The organism is Tolypothrix sp. PCC 7712, assembly GCF_025860405.1.
In the GTDB taxonomy this organism is placed as follows: Bacteria; Cyanobacteriota; Cyanobacteriia; order Cyanobacteriales; family Nostocaceae; genus Aulosira; species Aulosira diplosiphon.
In genome coordinates, this window is record NZ_CP063785.1 from 3,514,983 (window position 1) to 3,527,368 (window position 12,386).

10 protein-coding genes are annotated in these 12,386 nt (G+C 36.2%); 2 read left to right on the forward strand and 8 right to left on the reverse strand.

The window, feature by feature from the left end; translation table 11 throughout:
* Positions 1–62: 62 nt before the first annotated feature.
* From HGR01_RS14515 to HGR01_RS14535, 5 genes are all read right to left on the reverse strand, one after another.
* Positions 63–2,624: a DNA translocase FtsK gene (locus tag HGR01_RS14515; RefSeq protein ID WP_045870390.1), complete on the reverse strand. Its 2,562-nt coding sequence runs from the start codon at positions 2,622–2,624 to the stop codon at positions 63–65.
* Between the two features lie 23 nt (positions 2,625–2,647).
* On the reverse strand, positions 2,648–4,702 hold the full coding sequence (locus HGR01_RS14520; RefSeq protein WP_045870389.1) for an ATP-binding protein: 2,055 nt from the start codon (positions 4,700–4,702) through the stop codon (positions 2,648–2,650).
* 57 nt (positions 4,703–4,759) lie between these two features.
* Positions 4,760–5,617: a hypothetical protein gene (locus HGR01_RS14525; RefSeq protein WP_045870388.1), complete on the reverse strand. Its 858-nt coding sequence runs from the start codon at positions 5,615–5,617 to the stop codon at positions 4,760–4,762.
* Between the two features lie 329 nt (positions 5,618–5,946).
* Complete coding sequence (locus tag HGR01_RS14530; protein ID WP_045870387.1) at positions 5,947–6,888, reverse strand: glycosyltransferase family 2 protein; 942 nt, start codon at positions 6,886–6,888, stop codon at positions 5,947–5,949.
* 58 nt (positions 6,889–6,946) lie between these two features.
* The gene (locus tag HGR01_RS14535) at positions 6,947–7,966 is read right to left on the reverse strand and encodes an Npun_R2821/Npun_R2822 family protein (protein ID WP_045870386.1); all 1,020 of its coding nucleotides are present in this window, start codon (positions 7,964–7,966) and stop codon (positions 6,947–6,949) included.
* Between the two features lie 263 nt (positions 7,967–8,229).
* On the opposite strand from HGR01_RS14535, the gene HGR01_RS14540 reads away from it, so the two are divergent.
* Positions 8,230–9,465 (forward strand): glycosyltransferase family 4 protein, encoded by a 1,236-nt coding sequence (locus tag HGR01_RS14540; protein WP_045870385.1) that lies wholly within the window; start codon positions 8,230–8,232, stop codon positions 9,463–9,465.
* Positions 9,466–9,488: 23 nt separating this feature from the next.
* On the opposite strand, the gene HGR01_RS14545 is transcribed toward HGR01_RS14540, so the two are convergent.
* Both HGR01_RS14545 and HGR01_RS14550 read right to left on the reverse strand, forming a co-directional pair.
* Positions 9,489–9,827: a hypothetical protein gene (locus tag HGR01_RS14545; protein WP_052335187.1), complete on the reverse strand. Its 339-nt coding sequence runs from the start codon at positions 9,825–9,827 to the stop codon at positions 9,489–9,491.
* A 648-nt stretch (positions 9,828–10,475) separates the two neighbouring features.
* Positions 10,476–10,943 carry a VOC family protein gene (locus tag HGR01_RS14550; RefSeq protein WP_045870384.1) on the reverse strand — a complete coding sequence of 156 codons (468 nt, stop codon included), beginning with the start codon at positions 10,941–10,943 and terminating at the stop codon, positions 10,476–10,478.
* 76 nt (positions 10,944–11,019) lie between these two features.
* On the opposite strand from HGR01_RS14550, the gene HGR01_RS14555 reads away from it, so the two are divergent.
* A complete protein-coding gene (locus HGR01_RS14555) occupies positions 11,020–11,490 on the forward strand; it encodes a DUF4385 domain-containing protein (RefSeq protein ID WP_045870383.1) in 471 nt (156 codons plus the stop codon).
* A gap of 211 nt (positions 11,491–11,701) precedes the next feature.
* Here HGR01_RS14555 and HGR01_RS14560 read toward each other — a convergent pair whose 3' ends face one another.
* Positions 11,702–12,331, reverse strand: a complete 630-nt coding sequence (locus HGR01_RS14560) for a ribonuclease H-like domain-containing protein (RefSeq protein ID WP_045870382.1) — start codon at positions 12,329–12,331, stop codon at positions 11,702–11,704.
* Positions 12,332–12,386 lie beyond the last annotated feature (55 nt).

Here is a 12,386-nt window from a genome sequence, read left to right on the forward strand (position 1 = left end):
TTGAGGCAGTCAGAATTATAGCAGTGAGTAGCACATTACTAACAATTAAGAAAAAATTAGTTTTAGGCTAACGGTAGTTGAATTTTAGTTGCTAATAAACTTTGTAACCGTTGTAGGTGCGGCCCAACTTGGTAAAGTAAATCACCTTTTCCTAATAAGTAAGCTGCTAAGGCTGATGTACCACCTAAAATAATTTTGGAATCTGCTTCACTTCTAGTGCTGAGGGCAATTCTTCCTGGTAAATTAGCGCGAATTAGAGGGGTAACAATCCCAGCTTCCGGACGTTGAGTCGCAATAATTAGATGGATTCCCGCAGCCCTGGCTTTTGCGCCCAATCTTTTAATACTTTGTTCTAATGCGGTGCGAATTTCTTTTTCTGCCATAAAGTCTGCATATTCATCAAAAATACAGACAATACGAGGTAAAGATTGCGAGGAACGTTGATTATAACTACTCAAATCAGCACAAGCAGCTTTCTCAAACCTTTGGTAACGAGACTCCATCTCTGCAACTAACTCATCCATTAGTTCAATAGCGCGATCGCTATCCTTAACAATAGATGAATAAGACCAAGACATTTGCTCAAACTCTGGAAACGTCACCCGTTTAGGATCTACCAGGACAATTTTCAGGTGTTGCGGTGAATGACGATATAGTAAGCTGAGGAGGAGCGATCGCAAAAATTCACTTTTACCACTCCCAGTTGTACCCCCAACCAAAAAGTGACAGGTATTCGGATCGGATAAATCAGCTTCTATGAGTTCTCCTTCTAAATTCACCCCAATTGCAATTTTTACAGGTGCATTTGCGGGTAAAGGTTGCGGCTGAATATAAGTTTCAAAGTGAGCAATTTGCCGATCTGAACGCGGTAAATCTATGCTGACATACCCAGCTTGTGGCGCAATCAAAGGCGGATTTGCTAAACCTAACTGCACTTGTAAATCATTAGACAACCGCAGAATAGAATTGACACTCACGCCTAGATGGGGTTTCAGCTTTACTCGAATAAAAGCAGGCCCCACAGCAGCACCTTGATAATCAACTTTAATTTTAAAAGATTGCAAGGTAACAACTAATTGTTCACCAATTTCATCGCCTAACGTTGATGTATCCTCCTCTTCAATCGGCGGTTTTGGAGTATCAACTTCTGCATCTACAAAAAAAGTCTGACATTTTTGTTGCTGGGGACAAATTTCACACAAATAAGGCTGAGTCGTTCTTGGTGGTGAATTGGGGTGAGACTGTTCCCAAGTTAACCATTCTTGCATTTGTTGCAATTTATAGGGAATCAACTGATGCACAGTATTTTCTAGCTGTTCCCAAGAATATTGATACTCTTTAAATTCTGGTAAAACACAGTAAACTGCTGAGTCAACAGGTACTTTTTTCTGATGATGCAGCATATAACTATAAAGAGAAACCTGCGCTAATTGTGCTGATGGATCTACTGGTTGATAGGTTTTAAACTCCACTACACAAAGGCGATTGATCTCAAAATTAAAAACTAAGCAATCAAATTCACCCCTTATCAGTTGCTGCGTTCCATTAGGTAGCTGAAAGTAATGCTCAACGCTATGTTCTCCAGAGAGAAACGTATTACTAATAACTGTTTCTGCATTACAATAGCGCCGATTAATTACTAACAATTCTGCAAAGCGTTTAATCAATCCTTGTAATCCCTGCCAAACTTGTAAAAGTGCTGGAGCCTGACTAGCATCTTTCTCAACTGCCTCTTGTAGGTAGGGAAAAAATTCTAATTGATAAAATATTTGTTGCATTTGTGAGGCAACTTCCTCTACCTTTATCTGTGCTGCTTCAGATTTAAACAAAGCTTTAAATTGTGGTTCAATAACAGCTAATTTCACAAATCTATCGGCTAACTTATGAAATGGATTCCCAATGCCAATAACTGTATCTGGTGGGAAAAATATTGCCTTATCGCCAAATGTATGATTTAGATAGAATAAGCGGGGACACTCAAAAGCTAAACGGACTTTAGTTACCGTTAAAGATGAATTATCTGATGTTTTTTTTGGCTGTTTTGAGGTATTATTTCCCATATCAAAAATATTAATTACGGCATTGGAATTAGATATTTCTAGTAAGCGACGATGCACAGCCGCCAAATAAACCGTATCCATCGCCGCATATTTTAGCTGCTTATTGCTCAGAGGACGCTTTCCCCAATCACTTCCCTGTTCTTCTACATCTACATTCGAGAAATTGCAAAGTTCTGCTGCTAAAGTCTTCAGTTTTAAATTGGAAACTTCCAGCCGTTGACGAGTAATTTTTCTGGCTAATTGTAAAGTACAGGTAACATTCTGCGCTAGCTTACCTCCTAAATACTTTACGTCATAGCTAGCATTGTGAAAAATCTTCTCAATATTGGCATTACTCATGATTTGGTTAACAAAATATGCAGCCAAATCACGTTTATTTAAGACATCGAGAATATAAGCAGATACACCTGTTGAGTCTGTCGGGTCAGTTAATACCTGAATCAGCGATAATTTTGGATAGTAAGTATTCCAGTCAGCAGTTTCTGTATCTAACCAAAGAATTTTAGTAGATGCTAACTTAGCTATTAATTTCCGGATTTCCGCAGCTTCTGTCAGGTAGTGCATTGACTGAAATTTTTTTCAAAAACTTATAATGCAATTAAACAAATTAATCGGTCTTGTATCTTAGCTTTGGGGTTAATAATTTTCACTTTCTTTTCCTGGCATAATAGGTCAATCAAATGTTGAATTTCAGATTCTTTTATATCAGAAAAATGACTAACTGCTTGTGAAATTAAAGTAGGTACTCCCATATAGCCTTGGGTTGTGACTAGATTTAATAAAAAATCTTTAACTTTTCTTAAATCTTTTACAGGCTTAACGGGTTGTTTAGAAACAATTCCTAAGTCCTGCAATAAAATACATTGATCTAAGATTTTTGCTTCACGAATTAAATTTTGTAATTCTTGTAAAATGATAGTTTTCCCTGCAATGACTAATTCCTGTGCTAGTGCAGAATTAACCAAGCTTTGGTATGTTGCCAAATAGTGAACAGAAGACAAATTAGGTTTAATATGATGATGGTTGGTATGTATAAAAATCTGTTGATATATTTGATTACCAGCTAGTTTCGGTGTTCCTACTCCTCCAATGCGAATTAGGTAAAGGGTATGGCACAAATTTTGCTGAATAACTCTTTGACAAGCATTCATAATATTGAAAAAGCTTGTCATATGTGACTCTTCAGTCCAAACTATACCAATCCTTTCAAGCTTACCAGGCTTTTGATAGCTCAACGAAAAACTAGCAAACCTACCACTTAAGAGTTTAGTTTTAATTTCCTGTATTTGTAACGCTGCTAGTGATACTTGCATCATCTGGATTAAGTCAGGTGATGATAGTAAGGAAATTTTAGTAATTTTTTCCTGATTTTTTTTATATTCCTTCTCCCACAACAATTCAAACTCTGCTTGAGTCCTATCTACCGGAGGCTTGGGCGGAGTAATAATTATTGTGCCATTACCATTTGTTTTTTTTATTATATCTATACTAATTTCATCTGGTTTATTTAATAGAGAAACTTTGTGTTTTTGATACTCATTCCGACCTAGAATTAATGTATTTCTCGGTAGAGTTTTACCACCAGGAAAATTGTCCTCTAACAATTGCTTATTTAGGGGAAATATAGGTGAATCAGTTTTTGAATCTGCTTGTTGATGTAATGGTTGTAGCCTATAAGCCCAAAGAGATTCTGCTTGGTTGAGATTAATAGGCTTGAGTGCTACTAGCCGTTCAATTCTAGCTTTATCCGACTGTAAAATACGGCTAGCACACTGTTTCCAAGCATCCTTAACTATACTGATAATAATGAGAAAATTTTTAAGATTATCATTGTGAATAGTAGTATTAATATTAAATATTGGCTGAGGATTAGAATTCCAGTTTGATTGAGTTTCGACTTGATCAAAACATAAGACTATTGGTTGAGTATCAGTTGAGATTTTGCCAAAATTTGCTAAAATATTCTTCGCTGTATCTTCAGTATCAATACAATATTTAACTTTTAATAACTCCATAGATTCTTCACTTAAACTATCTCCTCTTAACCATTCGCAGGCTAAAGTATATAGTTCAGGGTCAGTTAAATCATAGAGAATCCCAAAAAATATATCAGGATTATAAATACTTGCCTGTTTATATGTATCTTTAAGATGTTTAATAAATTTTTGGCGATTATTGAGTAACAATTGCCATATACTGGCATTAAAAATACGCTGTTTGACACTGAGTTTAGTAAAGGCAGATAAACTTTTAAGCCACAGGATTAATTGAGATTCTTGTTGGCCTTCTGGTATTTTAATTAAGCTATCAACTGTATAACGTAAAATATGTCGCCAGATATAATCGTTGTCAGGCCAAGGACTAATATAAGCGAAAAAAGCTCTATCATTAAACGTCAGTTTTAGCCTACCTAGTAAATAACTTTTGCCAGAACCTGCATCACCTATAAGTAATACAGTACGGCTACGATGATCTCTTGCTACTAGATCTAATAATTCTTCAATATCACTGATAACTTCTTGATGAATGGACTCAACTACAGACTTTGCATCTTGATTTTCTGTCCAAAAATTACCTGTTCTCAAATTTACTAGGTCAAACGGATTAACTTCGCGTTTAATAATTTCGTTGATTGATGGCATACTTAAATTATTGTGAAGGAGCAAATTTGAATTGTGGGTAAAATTAATTATTGTCTGCTAGTTAATGCTGATAAAAAATAGTGAACCTCCAACATTTTGTGGAATACCTGCATCAACTTGTTCTTGGGTATAAAGTTTCGGGTCTAACAAAGTACTTAACTCAATTTGGTCATTCCTTTGCAGACGATATAGGACTTGATCTAATTCATCCCTTGAAAGCGGAGGTTGTAACTTTTGTCGCAGATGGAAAATAGGTAAATAATTATCTGTACCCAATTCCTTATCTAATTTTTCAATAATTTGTAAAATTTCCTCATCACTGAGATTACTAATTGTTTCAAAAGCTGACTCTGTCGCAATTGTTAGTGAAGTAGAAACTTCTTCTGGCTTCTCCCGCAGAGTTTTTCGTAAAAATCGTAGGTAATTACCAAGTAATTCCAAACTGATAACGGGGTTAGTGCCTTTGTTAGGATTGTAATCATCTCGTAAAGACTCAATTCCTCTTTCAGTCAGCCAAACTTCGGCTTTAGTTTTTTTAATTCCCCATTCAGCGTCAATCAATCCCCGTTCACTCAGGGTTTTCAATATCACATCTCGTTCAGCTGCTTTTGGCGAGGTGATTTTGCTGGGGGTGATTTTCCCGGACGCTTTACTTATCTTGTCCAGTACCTTAAGTTCTTTGTCTGTGATGGGTACTTCTTGGGCTGGATCAAGCTTCAGCAGAGCTTGACCTGGCGGTAAAATTTTAACTGTGGCAATCTCACGGGTATAGTCTACCAGTTCGCGATCGCCCAAACTTTTACAAATTTTGTTTTTATCACCTTTAAAAACATCAAAGGTGCTAGCGCTAAGATTAGAGCGATAATTGGGAGATCCCAACAACTTGAGTAGAAACTTTAACTCGTTCGTTTCCATACTAGTAATCTTGCCTGTATCTAATTAAGCATTAAGCACTACTCTAGCTCGAACAGCAAAAATTGACACACTTTTCTGATCGTAGCACTATATTCTGTGACTACGGAAAAGTGTGCGATCGCATATACACCATTTCTAATTAATTGAGTAAATCTAACTTCTCACTACTCATAGCTTGATGTAAAAAGCCTAAAATTTTACCAATAAAATAAAGATGGTGCGTTAACTAAGCAACGCACCATAAACTATGGGATAGAAGACAATTTATTTTTTAGTATTCTTTGAATTTCTAATTCCTATCTACCCGCTTTTGCACTAAATATTTTCGCTTAAACTCTTCTCAAAGCATTAAAAGCTTTATTACGCAACCCACCTGGTAACAACGACAAACCTAAACCCGTCCAGGCTTTAGTATTAGAAAAAGACTTACCAGCCAAAACAAACTCTCTACCAGATTGGATTTCGCCTTTTTCAATTAAACGCAAACCCAATATTAACTTTGCTTCCGCAAGGCGATTTTTTCTAATTGACTCTAATTTTTCGGAATCAAACTGATAATTTTGCAGGTATTTAATCTTATCAAATAAATAAGGAATCGCTCGATTAATGCCTTGCTGTTCTGCATGGCAACGATATTCCATTAATAATTCCGGTAAATAATAGCCTTTTTTACCAGCCAAAGCTAGCCGCACAAACAAATCATTATCTTCGCAATTTTGAATATTGGGAAGCATAAAACCCAATTCTTGCAATGTTTGGCGACGGAATAATGTTGCGCCTACTTGAAAGCTTTGGTAAATAAAAACTACCTCTAGTAAATTATCAACAATACCAGCCGCTAATTTCTTTCTACCCCAGCGACGAGAATTTTCCTGAGTCATCTCATCATCCCGGACATTATTAATATCGATAATCCAGTGGTCAGTACCAACAAAATCAATCTCAGGATTTTGTTCAAAAATGGCAACAGTACGCGCTAAAAAATCAGGTGTTAGTCGGTCGTCGTCATCAAATTTGATAAAATACTCGCCACTAGCCGCATTAAAGCCAGAGCGCATATTATTACTTTTACCAATGTTTTGTTGATGACGAATATATTTAATGCGGTTATCTGTATACTGTGATATCAACTCAGGTGTACCATCGCGCGAACCATCATCACAAACAATTAATTCAAAGTCTTGGTAACTCTGGTTGATAACGCTCTCAATAGCGTAATGTAAGAGATGAACTCTATTAAAAGTAGGAATAGTAACAGAAATTTTTGGCATATCACAATAATTTTAGAAATAATCTTATATATATGATATAAATATTTATTTATAAGTATTAAACGATATTTCTAAATTTATTTAGTACTTTTTGACCAAATCTATTCATCTTTTTTTGTAGGCTAGGAGGTTTAAGATGTTTAGGTTTTAGTTCTGGATTTTTGAGGAATCTGTAATATAGAAATTCATGTGCATAACGTATATTAACATCTTCTCCTTGACACAATCTTTGAAATTCCGAGGATGAATAATTCATATAATGTAGGCGGCGAATTGGTTTTAAACCTTCTTGATTGTAGAGGATATTATTAATATTAGTAAATGGATCAGCATCTGCACAATTACCAGTTCTATCTTGAGGATCGGGACTTAGAGTAAAGTTAAATATTGGTCTATCGCTGCGCCAACTCATATAAGTAAACAAGTCTGCATCACACCACCAAGAATGCTCATTAATATAGGTATACTCTTGCTGATTAGCTAGCAAGTCTCTAAGACTGTTTATTTCTTCATCTCCAAAAATCCCACGTTTTGAACCGAAAAAACTAGAGCAATGTAATTGAGGACGGATGTGAGATTCTGGTAAAGAAGTTTTGTTTTCAATTACTGAAAAATTTAATGCTGCTACAGAAGGTGATTTGCGGTGTTCCCAGTCATCAAATATAAAATCATAGTCGTCTAATTTATTTACAACTTTATCCAGTGAACTCATTGCTAAACTATCAGCATCATAAAATACAAATCTTTCAAACTCACCATCAAAAGCAGACATTTTTCTAAATAGATTGCTTTTTCTATACCATTTATAATGCCCTTGAATTTTGTTATGGGCTTGAGGATGAAGATTCCATATTTGATTATAAAATTCTTCCCAGCGTTGCATCGAAACTTTGTCTTCAAATAAAAAAACATTTTTTCTAGACGCTATTTCCGACCTCACCTTCTCTAATTGCTCATCATAGGGAATAATACAAATAGGAATATCTGCATTTACATTGACTTCTAGACTGTTGAGCAGGGCAACTAATTGATCATAAACGACATCATTAGCAAGAGTATAAATACCGAATGGAGCCATAATTATTAAACCAGAATAATTAAATAATTAAATTTTCTTATATTGAGATTCTCTGTTATTATTTTCACTATAAACAACGGTTTATAATAAAGTACATAGTAAATTTACTGTTATTGTGATTCATCAGTAATCTCCTTTATATTGACTTTAATATATAGGAATTTTATCAGCCATATTAAGGAATACTTGTGATGACATATAACCTGGAATTAGGTCATTGTATATATATCAATTATTAATCTAATTCTGAGACTACCACTTAAATGAATATCTTAATGCTATCTGCTACCTTTCCCTATCCACCAACACGGGGGGGAACACAGGTGAGGACGTTTAATTTACTTAAGTATTTAAGTCAACGCCATAGGATTACGCTGTTAACTCAACGTGATGCTACTGTTACAGAAGCGGAAATCATAGCATTACAAGATTGTGTGGATCGTCTAGTGGTATTTGAACGTCCCCCAGAATCAGGAACCTCTGCAGGAATATTCCAGAAAATTCAACGCTTCAGTTCATTTTTGCAACAGGGAACACCACCAAGTGTGATCAACCGTTACTCTACTGAAATGCAAGAGTGGATTGATAACTTTGTAGAGGCGGGAAAATGCGATGTCATTACCTGCGAACATAGCGTAAATGAGATTTATGTGCGATCGCACTTCCAAAAACAGTTAAGAACTGTAGTTAATATTCATAGTTCGGTATACGGTAGCTGCTATAACCAACTCGCCACTGGGATTTCCGAAAATAAGTTGAGGGATAAAATTAATCTGCCACTTTTACGCCGTTACGAACAAAGCTACTGCTCGAAGTTTTCTGAAATTGTGGTGACAACGGCAGAAGATAAAATCCAATTACAAGAATTTAACCCTCATAGTGAAATTACAGTGATTCCTAATGGCGTTGATTTAGTGTCATTTCCCTACAGAATTCACGATCCAGCAGGAAATCGCTTAATTTTTATCGGTGCAATGGATAATTTGGCAAATATTGATGCGGTATGCTTCTTTAGCCAAGAAGTATTGCCAGAAATCCAAAAAATTTATCCTGATACAACTTTGGATATTGTTGGTAGTCATCCAACCCCAGAGGTTTTAGCACTAAAAAAACAACCGGGAGTTACTGTAACAGGGCGTGTACCTTCAATGGCCGAATATTTACATAAATCAACCGTCTGCATTGTACCAATGCGGACGGGTTTTGGCATTAAAAATAAAACTCTAGAAGCAATGGCTGCTGGTGTACCGATAGTTGCAAGCGATCGCGGTTTAGAAGGGTTAGCCGTAGATGGTTATAGTACACCTGTACGAGCATTGAGAGCAAATACACCAGCAGAGTATGTCAGCGCCATTACTCAACTATTTGATCGTCCACAACTGAGAGCCGAGTTATCTATTAATGGCAGAGAACTGATAGAAACAGAATTTACCTGGGATATAGCCGGTGAAAGCTATGAAAAAGCTTGTTGTGGAAGTGATGGGAATTATGAAATTTGAACTATTGCTGATTCATAATTGGATTATTGCTCCATTGTCGGTACAGTAAAAATTCTGCTACCAATAGGAATCCTTGTACTAGGTTTAGCTAGTTCTGTTGTCGTGTTGGTAGGATTAGTAGAAGGATCACTCAGGTTTTCAGATAAGATATTGAGTTGCTTATTTGTAGAAGAACTTGAATTATTATCTAGAGATGGCTCAATTGGATTGATACTGATAGATGGTTCTGTAGATATAGGGCTAATCTTATTAGTATCGTTATTATTTGATTCTGCTGCAGTTTGCGCTTGGCATGGCATTACAGTCAAAGCAGAAATTGAGGCTATAGCCAGTGCAATGATGTTTTGACAGTTGTGGTGCATATTCTTATTGATGTGATGAGGGATGAGAATTTGAACAAGGGAGATGCACTGAACTCTTAAATCAGAATTTTTGCAAATTATTAATCTTGCTGGATTGGAGTTTTTATCTGGCAATTTACTGTGAACACAAACTATGTTGATGATAAATATTGCAACTTCACAACAACCTTCTATTAATTAAAGTTTTAAGTTGTTAATTGAAGAATTAGTGTGTTGAAAACGCACTATTTTTTTATCTATCTTGTTTGAAAAATCAGTTTGTGCAACTAACAATAAATATACTTGTATAGTTGTTCTTTATATAAGAGAAAAATTACGGAATTTTGCACATAATCCGGAATAATCACTTCAAATCCTGGTTCGTATATTTATCAAAATCAACAATAAATATATAAAGTATTAAATAATGAATTATAAAAAATTGTTTTATATCAATTTAGGATAAAGATGGATCACGACAAAAAAATGCTGAAAGTCTTTACCTCAATAGAATACTGGCAGCAAAATCTGATTGCTCTATCACAGTGATTGATAAATCAAACACAAGCAATTCTTCTAGGAAAGCCAGTTAGTTGCTGTATCCCCTAGGAAACCCTGAAGGCGAATATATTGATATCTACATACTTGCAGCCAGACTGTGAGGGTTCATTAATCTGCAACTGGATCGCAACGAATTTCAATCATAAAACCATCAGGGTCATAGAAGTATACACCTCTACCTGTGGGACGGCTAACTGGGCCATGAGCGATCGCAATTTGATTGTCTCTAATTACTGCTACTGCTTGATCGAATAATTGCGGATCGATATCAAATGCTAAGTGGTATGCTCTGGTAAAAGACTTTTCCGGATTGGGATCTGGTGGTGATAAATCTGGTTCCCCAAATAAATCTAGAATTGTGCCATCAGGAGTAATGAAGTTAGCTACTTTCCCCGCAGCGACAAGTTCAACCAGGGTTGCGGGTACTTCATCACCTGTAAGTTCATGTAAACCTAAAATATTGCCATAAAAATGTCGGGATGCTTGCATATCTTGAACGTTGAGAGCAATGTGATGTACCTTACGTAGAACACCGGGAGCTAAGACATTGTTCGCAGCACAAGAGCTAGATAGCATGGCAGAATCAACTTCCCTACAAAGATAGAAGATAAACTTTTTGCTCAAAGTTTATGCTTTATCCTAAAAACTTACCATGCCTTTCGATTATTCTTTAGACTTTGCCAAGATTAATTTTCGCCAACATCCTGAACTCTATCGTGTTGGTAAAGGTGAGCAGGGTGTACTTTTGGTAGAGCCATATAAATCGGAAATTCTTCCTTTCTGGCGATTTAAGACCCCAGAGATTGCTAAAGAGTCGAGTGAGAAGATTTATGAGATTTTTTTAGTTTATTTAGAAAATAATGATTTTATTGGTGCAGATATGGCACGCAAGTTTTTACAAATGGGTTATACGCGATCGCGCCGTTATGCAAATCATAAAAGCGGTAGGAAATATAAATCTAGTTCGACAGAAGGAAGCCAGAAAAAAGAAATTTTACCTTATGATGTAGACCCAGTTAAAGCAGAATCAGCAGCAATATTTAAAGCCAAGTGGATACAAGCCAAGACCAATGAAAAGTATCTCCAGCTTTTAGCTAAACATAAACAAATGTATGAAATATAGGACTTATATTTTATTTTGGAAATCCACGTATTGGAGAGGCACAGCTAAAGTCTTGCATTAGGTGTAGGTTGGGGAGCCACTGTGTTGGACGGGTTTCCCGGCTTAAAGCAAGTGGCGTTTGAGCAACGCGAAACCCAACATTAATTCGCATGTTGGGTGTCATGCTTCACTACGTGACGCTAACGCACCTCTTCAAACAATTTTCGTGAATTTAATGTTCAAATATATCTTTAAATTGTAATAAATCTAAAGTCACGATTGTGGGCAGAACTTGAAAACATTCTTGAGCAAGCTGCCAACGCTCTTCTCTTTGGAGCATGGCAATTAGTTTATCTCTAACACTAAGTAAATAGCGCACATCATTAGCAGCATAATTGAGCTGTTCTCCAGATAAATTAGCAGCATTACCCCAATCAGAACTTTGAGCGCTTTTATCCAGTTCTACTTTTTCTAATTCCTGAACTACATCTTTTAGTCCGTGGCGATTAGTATAAGTACGCGCTAGTTTACTAGCTATTTTGGTACAAAAAACAGGCTGAACAGTAATACCTAAGTTGTAACGTAAAGTAGCAATATCGAAACGCGCAAAGTGAAATACTTTCTCGATATTGGCTGCTTCTAACAGTTTTTGTAAGTTTGGTGCTTCAGTTTGTCCTTTAGCGATGCGAATTGCAGTTACTTGCCCCCCTGGGTTACATAATTGGACAAGACAAAGGCGATCGCGCTGTGGTAGTAATCCCATTGTTTCCGTATCCACGGCGATCGCCTCTGATTTTAAATACTGGGACAGCGCAGCGTCACTCAGGTCGCGATCGCTCACTTGAAAATCTTGTAATGTCATGAATCACTCAAGAATAATTGCAGTGCCCAACAGAAGCAATTTCTATGAGACACTA

What these genes read in the sequence shown, in the direction of transcription:
- HGR01_RS14515 (WP_045870390.1), bottom strand. Translation starts at nt 2,624, where the DNA reads ATGCACTACCTGACAGAAGCTGCGGAAATCCGGAAATTAATAGCTAAG.
- HGR01_RS14520 (WP_045870389.1), bottom strand. Translation starts at nt 4,702, where the DNA reads ATGCCATCAATCAACGAAATTATTAAACGCGAAGTTAATCCGTTTGAC.
- HGR01_RS14525 (WP_045870388.1), bottom strand. Translation starts at nt 5,617, where the DNA reads ATGGAAACGAACGAGTTAAAGTTTCTACTCAAGTTGTTGGGATCTCCC.
- HGR01_RS14530 (WP_045870387.1), bottom strand. Translation starts at nt 6,888, where the DNA reads ATGCCAAAAATTTCTGTTACTATTCCTACTTTTAATAGAGTTCATCTC.
- HGR01_RS14535 (WP_045870386.1), bottom strand. Translation starts at nt 7,966, where the DNA reads ATGGCTCCATTCGGTATTTATACTCTTGCTAATGATGTCGTTTATGAT.
- HGR01_RS14540 (WP_045870385.1), top strand. Translation starts at nt 8,230, where the DNA reads ATGAATATCTTAATGCTATCTGCTACCTTTCCCTATCCACCAACACGG.
- HGR01_RS14545 (WP_052335187.1), bottom strand. Translation starts at nt 9,827, where the DNA reads ATGCACCACAACTGTCAAAACATCATTGCACTGGCTATAGCCTCAATT.
- HGR01_RS14550 (WP_045870384.1), bottom strand. Translation starts at nt 10,943, where the DNA reads ATGCTATCTAGCTCTTGTGCTGCGAACAATGTCTTAGCTCCCGGTGTT.
- HGR01_RS14555 (WP_045870383.1), top strand. Translation starts at nt 11,020, where the DNA reads ATGCCTTTCGATTATTCTTTAGACTTTGCCAAGATTAATTTTCGCCAA.
- HGR01_RS14560 (WP_045870382.1), bottom strand. Translation starts at nt 12,331, where the DNA reads ATGACATTACAAGATTTTCAAGTGAGCGATCGCGACCTGAGTGACGCT.